The following is a 17196-nucleotide window of genomic DNA, read 5'->3' as shown; positions in this document are numbered from 1 at the left end:
CCGCCCAGCCGCGTCGTCGCCGTGACGATCCCCGTCTGCATCCTTCGATGTACCGACCGATAGGCCGCCCTACGACCGGCAGACGACGCCCGCACCCCTCGCCACATGCTCTGATGGAGGCATGCCGCTGACCCTCCCCCGCCCGCACCCGGTCGATGTGCGCATCGCCGCCGCCGGGCTGCTCGGGGGGCTGCTGATGTGGTCGTTCGGCCTCTACACGTACTCGGGCCGGGGGCCGGACGTCCCGGCGTGGGCGACGCTGGTGCCGCTGGCGCTCATGGCGGGCTGCGAACTGCTGCGCCGGGTCGCGCCGCCCGTGGCGATCATCACCGGCGTCGTCGCCCTGACCGCCGACATGATCCTCGGGTCCCTGCTGGTCACGGTCCTGATGTTCACCGATATCGTCTACGCGGCCGTGCTGTACGGGCCGAAGCGCATGACGCGGTCAGTGCCGGCCGTGAGCATCGTCATCACGGCGGCGATCACCATCACGCTCGCGCTGACCCAGCGCAACGCGCAGGCGCTGTCGGGGGGTCTGATCTGCGCGCTGATCTCGGTGGCCCCGGCCTGGAGCGGGATCATCGTCCGCCAGCACCGCGACACGGCGGACGCGGCGACGCTGCGGGCCGAGCAGACGACGCTGCTGGCCGAGCTGGACCGGCGGCAGGCGGTGACGGCCGAGCGCGCCCGGATGGCGCGGGAGTTGCACGACATGGTCGCCAACCACCTCTCCGCCATCGCCATCCACTCCACCGCCGCGCTGTCGATCGACAAGCGCGAGGGGCCCGCCCGCGACGCGCTGGGGGTGATCCGGGAGAACAGCGTCCAGGGCCTGTCCGAGATGCGCCGGCTGATCGGGCTGCTCCGGGACACCGAGGGGAACGCGGCGCCGGCCGCCGCACCCAAGCTGGGAGCGCTGGACGCGCTGCTGGAGCACGCCCGCGCCGGCGGCGCCGAGCACGGGCAGACGTTCGCCCTGCGGGACGACCGCCCGCCCGACGCTCCCCCGCTGTCGACCCCCGTCGAGCCGGCGGCGTACCGCATCGTGCAGGAGTCGCTGACCAACGCGCTCAAGCACGCGGCGCCCGGCGAGGTCCTGGTCCTGCTGGAGCAGGACGAGCGGGCGCTGGTCGTCACGGTCGGCAGCCCGTTCGGCGACCGGGACGGACCCCGTGCGCCCGGTTCCGGCTCGGGGCTGATCGGTATGCGGGAGCGGGCGGAGCTGCTGGGCGGCTCGTTCGAAGCGGGGCTGGAACAGGCGGCGGACGGCGACGGCACGGTGTGGCGGGTACGGGCGGTACTGCCCGTCCACGGTGGGGGGATGGACCGATGATCCGCGTGGTGGTCGCCGAGGACCAGAGCGCCGTGCGCGCCGGGTTGGTGATGATCCTGCGCTCCGCCCCCGACATCGAGGTCGTCGGCGAGGCCGCCGACGGCGAGGAGGCGGTGCTGCTCGCGCGCGAACTGCGCCCGGACGTGGTGCTGATGGACATCCAGATGCCGCGTCTCGACGGCGTCGCGGCGACCCGGCGGGTGGTCGCCGAGCAGCTCGCGGACGTCCTGGTGCTGACCACCTTCGACCTGGACGAGTACGTCTTCGGAGCGCTGCGCGCGGGCGCCGCCGGATTCCTGCTCAAGGACACCGACGCGGAGCGGCTGCTGGAAGGGGTGCGGCTGGTCGCGCGCGGCGACGGGATGATCGCCCCGGCGGTCACCCGCCGGCTCATCGGGGCGTTCGCCGGGCAGCCGGCGAAGCGGTCCGCCGACCCCGCCCTGCTGGACGCCCTGACCCCGCGCGAGCGCGAGGTGCTGGCGTGTCTCGGCAGCGGCCGGTCGAACGCCGAGATCGCGGTGCGGCTGGAGATGGCCGAGGCGACGACGAAGACCCACGTCAGCCGGATCCTGGCGAAGTTGGGGATGCGCAGCCGGGTGCAGGCGGCGGTACTGGCCCAGGAGTTGGGTCTGGTCCAGACCTCTTGACCTATGGTCCAGACCTTTCTACTCTCACCTTGATAACAGTTGGTGAGCGGACCATGACAATCACGCGATGAACCACTGTCGGAATGACTGTCGGGCGTGCTCTCCGGGCGGCGCAGGTTCCCCCCTTTCCCCCCCGACCTCGAGGAGCACCCTTGAGAACAGGAACCGCACAGCTCTTCCGGCGCAGGTTAGGCGCGGTCGCCACCGCGCTGCTGCTCCCCCTGGCCGCGATCGTGGGACTGGCCACCCAGGCGCACGCGGCCGCGTCCGCCACAGCGACCTACGTCAAGTCGTCCGACTGGGGCACCGGGTTCGGTGCCGGCTGGACCGTCAAGAACACCGGGACGACGACGATCACCTCGTGGACCGTCGAATGGGACTACCCGACCGGCACCTCGGTCACCTCCTTCTGGGACGCGACCGTCACGCACACCGCCAACCACTGGACCGCCAAGAACGTGGGCTGGAACGGCACCCTCGCCCCCGGCGCCAGCGCGAGCTTCGGCTTCAACGGGGCGGGCTCCGGCAGCCCCAGCGGCTGCAAGGTGAACGGCGGCTCCTGCGACGGCGGTACCGTCCCGGGCGACAACCCGCCCTCTGCCCCTGGCACCCCCACGGCCAGCGGCATCACCAACACCTCTGCCACCCTCACCTGGACGGCGGCCACCGACGACAAGGGGGTCAAGAACTACGACGTCATCCGTGACGGCACCACCGTCGCGACCGTCACCGGCCTCACGTACACCAACACCGGGCTGACCGCGGGCACCGACTACGTCTACACCGTCAAGGCCCGCGACACCATCGACCAGACCGGCCCCGCGAGCAACGCGACCATCGTCCACACCACCGGCGGAGGCGGCGGCGACCCGGGCGGCACGTACGCCAAGGTCGGCTACTTCGTGCAGTGGGGCATCTACGGCCGCGGCTACACCGTGAAGTCCCTGGTCACCACGGGCGCGGCGGCGAAGCTCACCCACATCAACTACGCCTTCTCCAACATCAACCCGACCGACCTGACCTGCATGAACGGCGTCACCAAGGCGACCACCAGCAACCCGGAGGACCCCAGCCAGGGTGACGGTGCGGGCGACTCCTGGGCGGACTACGAGAAGGGCTTCAGCGCCGGCGAGTCCGTCAACGGCAGCACCGACACCTGGGACCAGCCGCTGGCCGGCAACTTCAACCAGATCAAGCAGCTCAAGGCGAAGTACCCGAACCTCAAGGTCAACATCTCGATCGGCGGCTGGACCTACAGCAAGTACTTCTCCGACGCCGCGAAGACCGCGGCCTCCCGGCAGAAGTTCGTGCAGTCCTGCCTCGACATGTACCTCAAGGGCAATCTGCCGGTGACCAACGGACGCGGCGGTCCCGGTGCCGCGGCCGGTGTCTTCGACGGCATCGACATCGACTGGGAGTGGCCCGGCTCACCCGACGGCCACCCCGGCAACCACTACGCCGCGGCCGACAAGGCCAACCTGACCGCGCTGCTCGCCGAGTTCCGCAGCCAGATGACCGCCCTGACGGCGACCACCGGCAAGAAGTACCTGCTGACCGCGTTCACCCCCGCCGACCCGGCCAAGGTCGACCTCGGCTGGGACATCAGCGCCAACGGCATCTTCAAGTCGATGGACTTCGCCAACGTCCAGGGGTACGACTTCCACGGGTCCGGCAGCGACAACAGTTGGGAGCCCAACCGCACCGGCCACCAGGCGAACCTCTACACCGACGCCCAGGATCCCTACACCACCCACTTCAGCGTCGAGGGAGCCGTCAACAAGTACCTCGGCGCCGGAGTGAACCCGCGCCAGCTCACCGTCGGCCTCGCCTTCTACGGGCGCGGCTGGCAGCAGGTCACCGACGGTGGCGCGCACGGTGAGTGGCAGGCGGCCAACGGGGCCGCGCCAGGACAGTTCCCCGAGGAGTCCGGCACCCGCGGGTACAGCAACCTGATCGCCTCGGTCGGCGGCCTCACCGTCTACCACGACGAGCAGTCCGTGGCGACGTACGGCTACACCGGTGCCAACGGCCAGTGGTGGTCGTTCGACGACACCTGGTCGATCGGCAAGAAGAGCGCCTGGATCAAGTCCAAGAACCTGCTCGGGGCGATGATCTGGGAGATGTCCGGTGACACCGGCACGCTGATGTCCTCCGTGGACAGCGGGCTCAAGTAGAAGCCCCCCGGCCGGAGCCCCGACACGCCGCCCGTCGGCCTCCGGCCGGGGACACAGGGAAGCGCCGGGCGGGCTGAGGATTCAGCCCGCCCGGCGCTCATGATCCTCACGCCACATTCACCCTCCCCCAGACTTCGTCCGGGGGTACCCCCACCCAGCGGGGGGCTACGCCACATTGACCCTCCCCCAGACTCCGTCCGGGGGTACCCCCACCCAGCGGGGGGCTACGCCACATTTACCCGCTGGCCGGGCGGCGCCGCTTCCAGCCAGGCCAGGAAGCCCGTCAGGGCGTCCTCGCTCATCGCCAGCTCCAGCCGGGTGCCGCGGTGGGCGCACAGCAGCACGGTGGCGTCGGAGAGCAGTGCCAGTTCCTCCTGGCCCTGCGGGGGCCGGCGGCTGACCACCTCGATCGCGGGCCGGTCCAGGACGCGGCGCGGCCGGGGCGAGTACGAGAAGACCCGGAACCACTCGATCCGGTCCCCGTTGTAGCGGGCCACGCCGTAGACCCAGCCCTTGCCGGTGGACTCGACCTCTTCCCCGTCGGCAGGGGCGGGTCGCAGACTGCAGTCGAAGGTGCCGCCGGGGCGCTGGAGCAGCCGCCGGCGCAGCCCGAAGACGAACAGTCCCAGCAGCAGCGCCGCCACAATCCCGCCGCACACCTGAAAAGCGAGGATCACGCCCACCGACCTCCTCGCCTAGAAATGGCTGCTTGCCCCTACTGTGCCGGAGCCGCGGACCGCCCCATGGGCTGTCCGCGGCATCCAGGTGTTATCCGCTCAGTGACCGCTCGAAACGGCGGCCAGCCGGACCTCCGCACGCCTTTCGGCGGCTGCGTCGGTGTCGGCCTTGGAACGCTCCAGAGCCCGCTCGGCACGCGCGACGTCGATCTCGTCGGCGAGCTCCGCGATCTCGGCGAGCACCGAGAGCTTGTTGTCGGCGAAGGAGAGGAATCCACCGTGTACGGCGGCGACCACGGTGCCACCGTCGTTCGTACGGATCGTCACGGGACCGGACAGCAGCACACCCAGCAGCGGCTGGTGTCCCGGCATGACGCCGATGTCACCGGACGGCGTGCGCGCGATGACCATGGTGGCTTCGCCGGACCAGACACTGCGGTCCGCTGCGACCAGCTCGACGTGCAGCTCAGCCAAGACGGCTCCTCGGTTCGGCACCCACCGCTTCCGGCGGGTGTTGGGTCAAAGAATAGTGGAGGTTTCCCCGGCGTTGCCGCCAAGGACCCGCTCCCGCGGGTGCGCGGGGGGTGAAAGGCGCTGTCCTACGCACCGTCCACCCCCCGCGCGATGTGCCGCAGGACTCAGCTGACGCCGAGCTCCTTGGCGTTGCGCACCAGGTCCTCGATACCGCCGCACATGAAGAACGCCTGCTCGGGGAAGTGGTCGTAATCACCGTCGGCGATGGCGTTGAACGCCGTGATCGACTCTTCGAGCGACACGTCGGAACCATCCACACCGGTGAACTGCTTCGCCACGTGGGTGTTCTGCGACAGGAAGCGCTCGATGCGACGGGCACGGAAGACGGTGAGCTTGTCTTCCTCACCCAGCTCGTCGATGCCGAGGATCGCGATGATGTCCTGGAGGTCCTTGTACTTCTGCAGGATGCCCTTGACACGCATGGCGCAGTCGTAGTGGTCCTGCGCGATGTAGCGCGGGTCCAGGATCCGGGACGTCGAGTCCAGCGGGTCGACCGCCGGGTAGATGCCCTTCTCCGAGATCGGACGCGACAGAACGGTCGTCGCGTCCAGGTGGGCGAAGGTCGTCGCCGGGGCCGGGTCGGTCAGGTCGTCCGCGGGGACGTAGATCGCCTGCATCGAGGTGATCGAGTGACCGCGGGTCGACGTGATGCGCTCCTGCAGGATGCCCATCTCGTCGGCCAGGTTCGGCTGGTAACCCACCGCGGACGGCATACGGCCGAGCAGGGTGGACACCTCCGAGCCCGCCTGGGTGTACCGGAAGATGTTGTCGATGAAGAAGAGCACGTCCTGGCCCTGAACATCGCGGAAGTACTCCGCCATGGTCAGACCGGCAAGCGCCACGCGGAGACGGGTGCCCGGGGGCTCGTCCATCTGGCCGAAGACCAGCGCGGTCTTGTCGATGACGCCGGACTCGGTCATCTCCTCGATGAGGTCGTTGCCCTCACGGGTACGCTCACCGACACCCGCGAACACCGACACACCGTCGTGGTTGTTGGCCACGCGGTAGATCATTTCCTGGATCAGCACGGTCTTGCCGACACCGGCACCACCGAACAGACCGATCTTGCCGCCCTTGACGTACGGGGTCAGCAGGTCGATGACCTTGACGCCGGTCTCGAACATCTCGGTCTTCGACTCGAGCTGGTCGAAGGACGGCGCCTTGCGGTGGATCGGCCAGCGCTCCGTGATCTCGACCGTGGACGGGTCCACGTTCAGGATCTCGCCAAGGGTGTTGAACACCTTGCCCTTGGTGACGTCGCCCACGGGGACGGTGATGCCCGAACCCGTGTTGGTCACCGGGGACTGGCGGACCAGACCGTCGGTGGGCTGCATCGAGATGGTGCGGACCAGGCCGTCGCCCAGGTGCTGGGCCACTTCCAGGGTCAGCGTCTTGAGCTCGCCGTCCTGCGCCGGGTCGGCGACGGTGACGTGCAGAGCGTTGTAGATCTCCGGCATCGCGTCGACGGGGAACTCCACGTCGACGACCGGGCCGATGACCCGAGCGACGCGGCCGGTAGCCGTGGCCGTTTCAACAGTGGTGGTCATAGTGGTTAGTCACTCCCCGCGCTAGCGTCGGCGAGGGCGCTCGCGCCACCGACGATCTCGCTGATTTCCTGGGTGATTTCGGCCTGACGGGCCGCGTTGGCAAGCCGGGAGAGCTTCTTGACGAGGTCTCCGGCGTTGTCGGTCGCCGACTTCATCGCGCGACGGCGGGCAGCGTGCTCGGAAGCGGCGGCCTGCAGCAGTGCGTTGTAGATACGGCTCTCGACGTACCGCGGCAGCAGGGCGTCGAGGACGCCCTCAGCCGACGGCTCGAAGTCGTACAGCGGCAGGATCTCTCCCTTGGCGTGCGACTCCTCCTGCGCCTCCAGCGCCTCGGCGTCGAGGCTGAGCGGCAGCAGCCGGTTCTCCACCGGCGACTGCAGCATCATCGAGACGAACTCGGTGAACACGATGTGGAGCTCGTCCACACCGCCCTCGGCCGTGTCCCGCAGCACCGACTCGATGAGCGGTGCGGCGATCGCCTTGGCGTCCGAGTAGGACGGCTGGTCGGTGAAGCCCGTCCAGGACTCCACGACCTTCCGCTCACGGAAGTTGTAGTACGCGACGGCCTTGCGGCCGACGAGGTACGAGTCGACCTCCTTGCCCTCCGAGCGAAGCCGCTCGGTGAGCCGGTCCGCAGCCTTGATCGCGTTGGAGGAGTACCCGCCGGCCAGGCCGCGGTCGCTCGTGACGAGCAGGACCGCGACCCGGGTGGGCGACTCGACCTCGGTGGTCAGGGCGTGCTGGGTGTTGGAGCCCGTGGCGACCGCGGTCACCGCGCGGGTGAGCTCGGTCGCGTACGGACCCGATGCCGCCACCTGACGCTGCGCCTTGACGATGCGCGAGGCGGCGATCATCTCCATCGCCTTGGTGATCTTCTTCGTCGCGGTTACCGACTTGATGCGACGCTTGTAGACCCTGAGCTGGGCTCCCATGCTCAGCCCTCACCCAGGAGCTTGCCGTCCGACGTCTCAAACTGCTGCTTGAAGGTGGCAACGGACTCGGCAAGCGCCTGCAGCGTGTCGTCGGACATCTTCGCGCCCTCGACGATGCTGTTCATCAGGCCCTTGTGCTCGCGGCCCATGTAGTCGAGGAGCTCCCGCTCGAAGCGGCGGATGTCCTCGACCGGGACGTCGTCCATCTTGCCGGTGGTGCCGGCCCAGATGGAGACGACCTGGTCCTCGACCGAGTACGGCGCGTACTGGCCCTGCTTCAGCAGCTCGACCATCCGCTTGCCGCGCTCCAGCTGCGCCTTCGACGCCGCGTCCAGGTCGGAACCGAAGGCGGCGAACGCCTCCAGCTCGCGGTACTGGGCGAGGTCGACGCGCAGTCGGCCGGACACCTGGCGCATGGCCTTGTGCTGCGCGCTGCCGCCGACTCGCGAGACCGAGATACCGACGTTCAGCGCCGGGCGCTGGCCCGCGTTGAACAGGTCGGACTCCAGGAAGCACTGGCCGTCGGTGATGGAGATGACGTTGGTCGGAATGAACGCCGACACGTCGTTCGCCTTGGTCTCGACGATCGGCAGACCGGTCATCGAACCCGCGCCCATGTCGTCCGAGAGCTTGGCGCAACGCTCGAGGAGACGGGAGTGCAGGTAGAAGACGTCACCCGGGTACGCCTCGCGGCCCGGCGGGCGGCGGAGCAGCAGGGAGACGGCGCGGTAGGCGTCGGCCTGCTTCGACAGGTCGTCGAAGACGATCAGGACGTGCTTGCCCTGGTACATCCAGTGCTGGCCGATGGCCGAACCGGTGTACGGGGCGAGGTACTTGAAGCCGGCCGGGTCGGACGCCGGAGCCGCGACGATCGTCGTGTACTCGAGAGCGCCCGCCTCCTCCAGCGCACCGCGTACGGACGCGATGGTGGAGCCCTTCTGGCCGATGGCGACGTAGATGCAGCGGACCTGCTTCTTCGGGTCGCCGGAACGCCAGTTGTCACGCTGGTTGATGATCGTGTCGACGGCCAGGGCGGTCTTGCCCGTCTGGCGGTCGCCGATGATCAGCTGACGCTGACCGCGGCCGATCGGCACCATCGCGTCGACGGCCTTGAGGCCGGTCTGCATCGGCTCGTGCACCGACTTACGCACCATGACGCCGGGAGCCTGCAGCTCCAGGGCGCGACGGGCGTCCGTCTCGATCTCGCCGAGGCCGTCGATCGGGTTGCCGAGCGGGTCGACGACCCGGCCCAGGTAACCCTCGCCGACCGCGACGGACAGGACCTCTCCGGTGCGTCGCACCGGCTGGCCCTCCTCGATACCGCTGAACTCGCCGAGGACGATAGCGCCGATTTCGCGCTCTTCGAGGTTCAGCGCGAGACCGAGGGTCCCGTCCTCGAACTTCAGCAGTTCGTTTGCCATGGCCGAGGGAAGACCCTCGACCTTCGCGATGCCGTCACCGGCTTCGCTGACCGTGCCGACCTCCTCGCGCGAGGCGGCGTCCGGCTGGTACGACTGGACAAAGGTCTCCAGCGCGTCCCGGATCTCCTCCGGCCGGATCGTGAGCTCCGCCATCTGGGTTCCCTGCTCTCCTTGTTGGGCCCGAAGTTTCCTGCGGGTGCCTGGGGGTCGTCCCCGGCAGGCACCGCGCTACGGCCCAACTCGGGCCGCGGTCATGCTCTTGAGTTGGTGGCTGGTCTCAGCCGGCCATCCGCCGGGCCGCCTCTTCGAGGCGGTCGGCGATGGTGCCGTTGATGACCTCTTCGCCGACGCGCACCGTGATCCCGCCGAGGACCGCGGGGTCCACGTCGAGGTTCAGGTGCACCTGCCGGCCGTACAGCTTGGCCAGCGCGGCGCCGAGACGCTGCTTCTGCTGGTCGGTCAGCGGCACGGCCGAGACCACCACCGCGACCATCCGATTACGGCGGGCGGCTGCCAGCTTGGACAGGGCTTCGAGCCCTGCTTCCAGGCTACGTCCCCGCGGGTGGGTGACAAGCCGGGCGACCAGCCGCTCGGTGACCGGGTTGACCCGGCCGTCGAGCAGTGAGCGCAGCAGTTCGGCCTTGGCCGAGGTCGCGACGACCTTGTCGGTCAGCGCGGCCCGCAGGTCACTGCTGGCGGAGACGATCCGGCCGAAGCGGAACAGCTCGTCCTCGACGTCGTCGAGGGCGCCCGTGCGCTGGGCGGCGACCAGGTCCGCGGCGTAGGAAAGCTCCTCCACCGCGTCCGTCAGGTCACGCGACCGGGACCAGCGGGAGCGGACCAGGCCCGACACGAGGTCGAGGGTCTCTCCGCCGATCTGGCCGCCGAGCAGCTGCTCGGCCAGTCCCGCCTTGGCCTCGCCGGTCTTCGCCGGGTCGGTCAGGGCACGCCGCAGCGATCCCTCGCGGTCGAGCAGCCCCGTGACGGAGGCCAGCTCTTCCCCGAGCTTCGCCGCGTCGACCGACGTGTTGTCGGTCAGCGCGTCGAGCTGCTCGCGTCCGGCGGCCAGTGCCTCGCGGCTCGCGCCGTTCATCGCGTGGCCTCGGCCTTCTCCTCGAGCTCGTCGAGGAAACGGTCGATGGTGCGGCTCTGCCGGGCGGTGTCCTCGAGGGACTCGCCGACGAGCTTGCCGGCCAGATCGGTGGCGAGCTTGCCCACGTCCTGGCGCAGCGCCTGCGCGGCGGACTTCCGGTCGGCCGCGATCTGCGCGTGGCCGGCCGTGACGATGTCCTCGCGCTGCCGCTGGCCTTCCGCGCGCATCTCCGCGATGAGCGCGGCACCCTGCTCCTGCGCCTCCTGGCGCAGTCGCGCGGCCTCGTGCCGGGCCTCGGAGAGCTGCTCGCGGTACTGCTCGAGCGTCTGCTGCGCCTCAGCCTGGGTGGCCTCGGCCTTCTCCATGCCGCCTTCGATGGCCTCGCGGCGCTCGTCCAGAACCTTGTTGATGTTCGGGAGGAGCTTCTTGGCGAGGAAGCCGAAGACGATGGCAAAGGCGATCAGGCCGATGATGAGCTCGGGGATCGGCGGAATGAGGGGGTTTTCCGCCTCCTCGGCCGCCATCTGTACCAGGGCGATCACATCAGTGCCTTTCGTCGAAAGGGGCTAGTGCCGTCATCACTTGGTCGGGTAGACGAACGGCATGACCAGACCGATGAGGGCGAGCGCCTCACAGAAGGCGAAGCCGAGGATCTGGTTGGCGCGGATCAGGCCGGCAGCCTCGGGCTGACGGGCGAGGGCCTGGGTGCCGTTGCCGAAGATGATGCCGATGCCGACGCCGGGGCCGATCGCGGCGAGGCCATAGCCGATGGAGCCCAGGTTGCCCAGGATCTGAGTGGCGGCGAGGTTCACAGCGGACATGCTGTTTCTTCCTTCTCTTTCACGGACCGGTGGGGGTTGGCCACCGGACATCTGTTGGCGGGAGGCGCGGGTGCGTCAGTGGTGTTCGGCGAGCGCGCCCTGGACATACGAGGTGGCCAGGAGCACGAAGACGTACGCCTGAACGGCCTGGATGAAGAGCTCGAAAGCGGTCATGACGATCGTCATGACGAACGAGACGCCCGCGTACGCGATGCCGATCCCGTTGAGCAGGTACCAGCTGGCGATCGTGAACAGCAGCAGCAGGGTGTGGCCCGCGAACATGTTCGCGAAGAGCCGCACCGCGTGCGTGAACGGACGCACCAGCACGTTCGAGAAGAACTCGATCGTCATCGACAGCGGCAGGACCTTGCCGAGCGTCGGGTCGTAGCCGGTGATGTTCTTCAGGGCGCCCACGAAGCCGTGCTTCTTGAACGTGAGGTACATCCACAGCACGTACACGATCAGGGCCAGGGCGACCGGGAAGGAGATGATCGCCGTCACCGGGAACTGGGCGACCGGGATGATCGACCAGAGGTTCATGATCCAGACGAAGAAGAACAGCGAGACCATCAGGGGGACGTACTTCTCGCCCTCCCGCTTGCCCAGCGTCTCGTAGACGATTCCGCGGCGGACGAAGTCGTAGCCCGCCTCGCCCACCATCTGGAGCTTGCCGGGGATCATCTTCGGCTTGTTGAAGGCCGCCCAGAAGAACCCGACGATGATCACGGTGCTCAGCAGAGCCAGCAGCATCGGCTTGTTGAAGTCAAAACTGCCGATGCTGAAGATCGGCTCGAAAAGGAAGGAGTGCAGGCCGGGAGCCGGGAAGCCGCACCCGTCGAAGATGTGGCAGTTGGTCTCGAAGGCGAGAACCTGGTCAGCACTCACCGCGAGCTCCTTCAGCGTGGCGCATGGGTACGGCAACCTCGATGTGTCGGCGCGGCGTACAGCCACGGAACGGCACTGGACTGGTCTGGCAGAAATGGGGGCGGCTCATCGGCTTGACGCCGAGAGGCCGTGCAGGCAGCTGCGCCGCCCGCGCCAGCCGTGCCGCAGTTGAGACCGGACGATAGCAAATGAGCGGAGACGTCTTTACACCGGCCCTACGGTTCACGACGTGGACCCGGCGGAGTCCGGCTCGACGTACAGGATCTTCGCCTTCATATGGGCTCGGGCCTGTGCGGCGATCCAGACAAGGGTGGTACCGAGGAGTGCGAAGGCGAACGCCCGCTGGTTGAACAGCGAGGTGTTCTTGAACACCGCGAGGATCACCGCGAGCAGCAGGATCTGGGTCGTGTACAGCGCGAGCCCCATCATCTGGAACAGCGCCGGGTACGACTTGGCCACTCGCTGCAGGACCAACAGGCCGATCGACATGAACGCGATCACCACGAACGTGCCGAAAGCGGCGCCGATCGCTCCCTTGCCACCGGCCAGCACACCACTGACAACGACGGCGATGACACCGGCGGCGGCAGAGGGGACAGCGCAGTTGAGGAACATTCGGACGTCGTTGGACTGCATGGTGGCAGCTCCTCCGGCGGGAGTTGGGGGTAAGCGGCTGGTCGTCGGAGACGAGCGTAGACCCGGACCGAGGACGTGCCTCACGCCGGAAGACCGTCGCTCTAGGGTCTTTCGGCTTGTTTCCCGGGTTTCGTGAACGGTATCACAAAGTATTTGATGCGGTCTTTACCTTGTAAGTGTGCTGCCTGTCACACGAAAGGAGTAGTCGGCGTGTCGTCCGGCTGACGACCGGCTCGCCGTCTGGTACTGCGAACAGCCGGTTACCTGCGGCTGTCGACCGGGCGTCGGTCGGGCAGCCGGGAGCGGTCCCCGATGGCCGTCGAGCCGTGCACGCCGGCCGCTCCGCCGGAGCGGATCAGCTGCTCGGCGGCGAGCTGCGCGGCCTGGGTCGTACGGCGCCTGCGGCGGTAGCGGGGCGGCACGAACGACTCGGCCCAGCGCGGTGCGCGCGGTCGGAAGCGGGGCAGCAGCAGCACGACGAGGCCGAGGGCGCTGAGCACCATGATCACGACCACGATCCACAGGCTGGAGGAGTTGAGCGAGAAGGCGACCGCGCCGAACGCGATCAGTGCCGACCAGAAGTACATGATCAGCACGGCCCGGCTGTGCGAGTGCCCGATCTCCAGCAGCCGGTGGTGCAGATGGCCGCGGTCCGCGGCGAACGGCGACTGCCCGTTCCAGGTGCGGCGCACGATGGCCAGCACCAGGTCGGCGGCCGGGATCGCGATCAGGGTGAGCGGCAGCAGCAGCGGCATGTAGACCGGCACCATGAAGTGCACGGTCTCCCGCGTCGACCCCGTCATGTCGGTGATCGCGTCCGGGTCCACCTGGCCGGTGATGGAGATCGCGGACGAGGCGAGGACCAGGCCGATCAGCATCGAGCCGGAGTCGCCCATGAAGATCCGGGCCGGGTGCAGGTTGTGCGGGAGGAAGCCCAGGCACATCCCGATGAGGATGGCGCTGAACAGGGTGGCGGGGGCGGCCGCCTCGACGCCGTAGCCGTACCACATGCGGTACGCGTACATGAAGAACGCGATGGCGGCGATGGCGACCATGCCGGACGCCAGGCCGTCCAGGCCGTCCACGAAGTTGACGGCGTTGATGGTGATCACGACCAGCGCGACGGTGAGCAGCGTGGACTGGATCGGCGACAGCGAGACCGTGCCCACCCCGGGAACCGGCAGCCACAGGATCGTCAGGCCCTGCAGCACCATGACGCCCGCGGCGATCATCTGGGCGCCCAGCTTGATCAGGGCGTCCACGCCCCACTTGTCGTCCACGCACGCCCAGCAGCCAGATCAGGCCCGCCCCGGAGAGCAGCGCCCGCGGCTCGTTGGACAGCTCGAAGACGCTGCTGAGGTTCCACAGGTGGGAGGAGACCAGCAGACCCGCGCAGAGGCCGCCGAACATCGCGATCCCGCCCAGCCTCGGCGTCGGTTCCCGGTGCACGTCCCGCTCACGGATCTCCGGCATCGCGCCGGCCGCGATCGCGAACTTCCGCACCGGGCCCGTCAGCAGATAGGTGACGGCGGCGGTCACACAAAGGGTCAGCAGGTACTCGCGCACAGGGCTGCCTCCGGCAGGGTCGGCCGGGAGAAGCGGTGCTCCAGGGGCGTCGGGCAGGTCCTCACAGCGTCACACCTTAGTGGCGTCGTACTCGCAGCTGCGAACATCTGCGAAGACTCACAGGGTGCGGCCGCGGTTCCACCGGCCCCGAACGGCCCTCACGCAGGGTACGGCGGGAAGCCTTCGACGAGTCGGACGATCTCGGCGGCCAGCCCGGATTCCTCCCGCAGCGCCCGCGCGATCAAGGACGCGACCTGCGGCATCTCCGATTCCGTCATGCCCTGGGTGGTCACCGCGGCGGTCCCGATCCTGATGCCGGACCCGATGTCGGACGGCCGCGGATCGTACGGCAGCGCGTACTTGTCGAGAACGATCCCCGCGGCGGCACAACGTCCCCTGGCCTGTACCCCGGTGACGCCCAGTGGGGTGACGTCAGCGGTGACCATATGGGTGTCGGTGCCGCCGGTGGTGACCGTCATGCCCTCGGCGGCGAGCGCGTCGGCCAGCAGCCGCGCGTTGGCGACGACCTGGTGGGCGTACGCGGCGAACGCCGGGGTCGCGGCCTCCGCGAAGGCCACCGCCTTCGCGGCGATGGAGTGCAGGTGCGGGCCGCCCTGCGAGAACGGGAAGACCGCCCGGTCGATGCGCTGGGCCAGGTCGGCGCCGCACAGGACCAGGCCGCCGCGCGGTCCGCGCAGCACCTTGTGGGTGGTGGCGCACACCACGTCGGCGTACGGCACCGGGCTGGGCGCGGCACCGCCCGCCACCAGGCCCAGGGTGTGCGCGGCGTCCACGATCAGGTACGCGTCGACGTCGTCGGCGATCTCCCGGAACAGCCGGTAGTCGATGTGCCGGGGGTACGCGATGGCACCGCACACGATCGCCTTGGGGCGGTGCTCCCGGGCCAGCGCCCGGACCTGGTCGTAGTCGATCAGGCCGCCGCCATCCGGGGATCCGGGCGGCGTCACCCCGTAGCCGACGAAGCGGAACCAGCGGCCGGAGAAGTTCGCCTGCGAGCCGTGCGTGAGGTGGCCGCCGTGCGGCAGCGCCATCGCGAGCACCTTGTCGCCCGGGACCAGCAGCGCCGCGTACGCGGCCAGGACCGCCGAGGAGCCGGAGTACGGCTGCACGTTGGCGTGCGCGGCGCCGAACAGGGCCATGGCGCGCTCCACCGCCAGCCGTTCCGCCACGTCGACCAGCTCGCACCCGGAGTGGTGGCGGCGGGAGGGGTAGCCCTCGGCGTACTTGTTGGCGAGCGGCGAGCCGAGCGCGGCCAGCACGGCGGACGAGGCGAAGTTCTCCCCCGCGATCAACTGCAGCGTCGTGCTCTGCCGTTCCAGCTCGGCCAGCAGCGCGCCCGCCAGCTCGGGGTCCTGCCGCCGCAGCGCGGCGAAGTCGGGCTGCCACGTCCTGGCGGCGGGCCGCGGCGGGGTCTGTACGGGGCTTTCGGCGACCGGCATGGCAGACATGGCAGAACTCCCGCAGGAGGATCGGGTAACTGCACCCCACTGTAGGGGCGCCGCCACCGCGGCGCCCGGCGAGCGCGGGATCATGCGACGGATCCGGCCGCGCGGGGCCCTGGCGCGGAGCCGGGCCCTCCCCGGGGCGTCCGGGTCCTACCGGGGGGTCGGGGTACGGATTCCGGTCAACGCGGTGACGACCGGGTCGAGGGAGCTGTGGATCTCCTCGCCGATGTTGCGGAAGAACCCGATCGGGGCGCCGTAGGGGTCGTAGACCTCGTCGGCCTCGGCGCTCGGGGCCAGCAGCCAGCCGCGCAGCGCGGCGGCGGCACGGACCAGCGCGCGGGCGCGGTCCGACACGGTGCCGTCGGGGAGGGTCGCGGGGTCTATGGCCCGCACCAGCCGGGTGAACTCCTTCAGCGTGAAGGTGCGCAGCCCCGCCGCGTGCCCCATCGAGATGACCTGCGCGCGGTGGTCGCGGGTCGCCGTGAGCACCAGGTCGGCGTCGATGACGTGGTCGTCCAGCAGCTCACGGCCGATGAATCCGGACGCGTCGGCGCCGTACTCGGTGAGGACGGCGGCGGCGTGCGCCTCCATGGGCGCGCCTTCGTGCCCCCACGTGCCGGCGGACTCGACGAGGATGCCGTCGGCACCGTCGCCGAGGCGCAGCGTCAGCTCATGGCGGGTCAGCCGCTCGGCGATCGGCGAGCGGCAGACATTGCCGGTGCAGACGTGGAGGATGCGGAAGCGGTCGTCCCTTTGACCAGGGAGCCCCGGTATGCCACGCCTTTCGGGCGCGGTCAATTGCGCTCCTCCAGGTCGGGTACGACCTCTCGCAGCTGGTCGGCGCTGATCGCGCCGGCCCGGAGCAGCACCGGGATTTTGCCGGTCACGTCGACGATGGACGACGGGACGGTGGCGGGCGTCGGCCCGGCGTCCAGGTACACCGCGACGGAGTCGCCCAGCATCTCCTGGGCGGCGTCGCAGTCCTCGGGGGAAGGGTGGCCGGTCAGGTTGGCGCTGGACACGGCGAGCGGCCCGGTGGCGGTCAGCAGTTCGATCGCGACGGGGTGCAGCGGCATACGGACCGCGACGGTGCCGCGGGTGTCGCCCAGGTCCCAGTTCAGGGACGGCTGGTGCTTGGCCACGAGGGTGAGCGCGCCGGGCCAGAAGGCGTCGACGAGCTCCCACGCCTGCTCGGAGAAGTCCGTGACCAGGCCGTGCAGCGTGTTCGGGGAGCCGACCAGCACCGGGGAGGGCATGTTGCGGCCCCGCCCCTTGGCCTCCAGCAGATCACCGACGGCCTGCGCGTCGAACGCGTCCGCGCCGATGCCGTACAGGGTGTCGGTGGGCAGCACGACGAGCTCGCCACGCTTGATGGCGGACGTCGCTTCGCGCAGTCCGGCGGCGCGGTCGGTCGCGTCCGAGCAGTCGTATCGCCGTGCCATTAGCTGACCTCCAGGCTGTGCG

Annotated in this window: 16 protein-coding genes and 1 pseudogene; 3 read left to right on the top strand and 14 right to left on the bottom strand. The window is 69.4% G+C overall.

Features of this window, described 5'->3' with window-relative positions:
• Positions 1–121 precede the first annotated feature (121 nt).
• The 3 genes from M2266_RS24620 (at position 122) to M2266_RS24610 (ending at position 4154) form a co-directional block, all read left to right on the top strand.
• A complete protein-coding gene (locus M2266_RS24620) occupies positions 122–1333 on the top strand; it encodes a histidine kinase (RefSeq protein ID WP_277440144.1) in 1212 nt (403 codons plus the stop codon).
• The gene (locus tag M2266_RS24615; protein WP_277440143.1) at positions 1330–1980 is read left to right on the top strand and encodes a response regulator transcription factor; all 651 of its coding nucleotides are present in this window, start codon (positions 1330–1332) and stop codon (positions 1978–1980) included. Before M2266_RS24620 ends, M2266_RS24615 begins: the two co-directional genes overlap by 4 nt.
• A gap of 152 nt (positions 1981–2132) precedes the next feature.
• On the top strand, positions 2133–4154 hold the full coding sequence (locus M2266_RS24610; protein ID WP_277440142.1) for a glycoside hydrolase family 18 chitinase: 2022 nt from the start codon (positions 2133–2135) through the stop codon (positions 4152–4154).
• Positions 4155–4378: 224 nt separating this feature from the next.
• On the opposite strand, the gene M2266_RS24605 is transcribed toward M2266_RS24610, so the two are convergent.
• From M2266_RS24605 to M2266_RS24540, 14 genes and pseudogenes are all read right to left on the bottom strand, one after another.
• Positions 4379–4831, bottom strand: a complete 453-nt coding sequence (locus tag M2266_RS24605) for a DUF2550 domain-containing protein (RefSeq protein ID WP_277440141.1) — start codon at positions 4829–4831, stop codon at positions 4379–4381.
• Positions 4832–4930: 99 nt separating this feature from the next.
• Positions 4931–5305, bottom strand: a complete 375-nt coding sequence (locus M2266_RS24600) for a F0F1 ATP synthase subunit epsilon (protein ID WP_269277283.1) — start codon at positions 5303–5305, stop codon at positions 4931–4933.
• A 164-nt stretch (positions 5306–5469) separates the two neighbouring features.
• Positions 5470–6912: a F0F1 ATP synthase subunit beta gene (atpD, locus tag M2266_RS24595; protein WP_277440140.1), complete on the bottom strand. Its 1443-nt coding sequence runs from the start codon at positions 6910–6912 to the stop codon at positions 5470–5472.
• 5 nt (positions 6913–6917) lie between these two features.
• Positions 6918–7844 carry a F0F1 ATP synthase subunit gamma gene (locus tag M2266_RS24590; RefSeq protein ID WP_277440139.1) on the bottom strand — a complete coding sequence of 309 codons (927 nt, stop codon included), beginning with the start codon at positions 7842–7844 and terminating at the stop codon, positions 6918–6920.
• A gap of 2 nt (positions 7845–7846) precedes the next feature.
• Positions 7847–9418, bottom strand: coding sequence for a F0F1 ATP synthase subunit alpha (gene atpA, locus M2266_RS24585; protein WP_277440138.1), 1572 nt, complete (start codon positions 9416–9418; stop codon positions 7847–7849).
• 124 nt (positions 9419–9542) lie between these two features.
• Positions 9543–10358, bottom strand: a complete 816-nt coding sequence (locus M2266_RS24580; RefSeq protein ID WP_277440137.1) for a F0F1 ATP synthase subunit delta — start codon at positions 10356–10358, stop codon at positions 9543–9545.
• The gene (locus M2266_RS24575; protein WP_277440136.1) at positions 10355–10900 is read right to left on the bottom strand and encodes a F0F1 ATP synthase subunit B; all 546 of its coding nucleotides are present in this window, start codon (positions 10898–10900) and stop codon (positions 10355–10357) included. Before M2266_RS24575 ends, M2266_RS24580 begins: the two co-directional genes overlap by 4 nt.
• A gap of 36 nt (positions 10901–10936) precedes the next feature.
• Entirely contained in the window at positions 10937–11179 is a 243-nt protein-coding gene (atpE, locus tag M2266_RS24570; RefSeq protein WP_277440135.1) for an ATP synthase F0 subunit C, read from the bottom strand.
• Between the two features lie 75 nt (positions 11180–11254).
• A complete protein-coding gene (atpB, locus tag M2266_RS24565; protein ID WP_277440134.1) occupies positions 11255–12064 on the bottom strand; it encodes a F0F1 ATP synthase subunit A in 810 nt (269 codons plus the stop codon).
• A 222-nt stretch (positions 12065–12286) separates the two neighbouring features.
• On the bottom strand, positions 12287–12700 hold the full coding sequence (locus M2266_RS24560) for a hypothetical protein (RefSeq protein ID WP_277440133.1): 414 nt from the start codon (positions 12698–12700) through the stop codon (positions 12287–12289).
• 260 nt (positions 12701–12960) lie between these two features.
• Positions 12961–14266: pseudogene (locus M2266_RS24555) on the bottom strand (MraY family glycosyltransferase).
• A gap of 158 nt (positions 14267–14424) precedes the next feature.
• A complete protein-coding gene (gene glyA, locus M2266_RS24550) occupies positions 14425–15726 on the bottom strand; it encodes a serine hydroxymethyltransferase (RefSeq protein WP_277441336.1) in 1302 nt (433 codons plus the stop codon).
• A 156-nt stretch (positions 15727–15882) separates the two neighbouring features.
• Entirely contained in the window at positions 15883–16530 is a 648-nt protein-coding gene (locus M2266_RS24545; protein WP_277440132.1) for a protein-tyrosine-phosphatase, read from the bottom strand.
• Positions 16527–17174 carry an L-threonylcarbamoyladenylate synthase gene (locus tag M2266_RS24540; protein WP_277440131.1) on the bottom strand — a complete coding sequence of 216 codons (648 nt, stop codon included), beginning with the start codon at positions 17172–17174 and terminating at the stop codon, positions 16527–16529. The genes M2266_RS24545 and M2266_RS24540 overlap by 4 nt, the downstream gene beginning before the upstream one ends.
• Positions 17175–17196 lie beyond the last annotated feature (22 nt).

Source organism: Streptomyces sp. SPB162, assembly GCF_029504575.1.
In the GTDB taxonomy this organism is placed as follows: Bacteria; Actinomycetota; Actinomycetes; order Streptomycetales; family Streptomycetaceae; genus Actinacidiphila.
The sequence above is the reverse complement of the archived record's forward strand: the minus strand, read 5'-3'. Positions and strand labels throughout refer to the sequence as shown.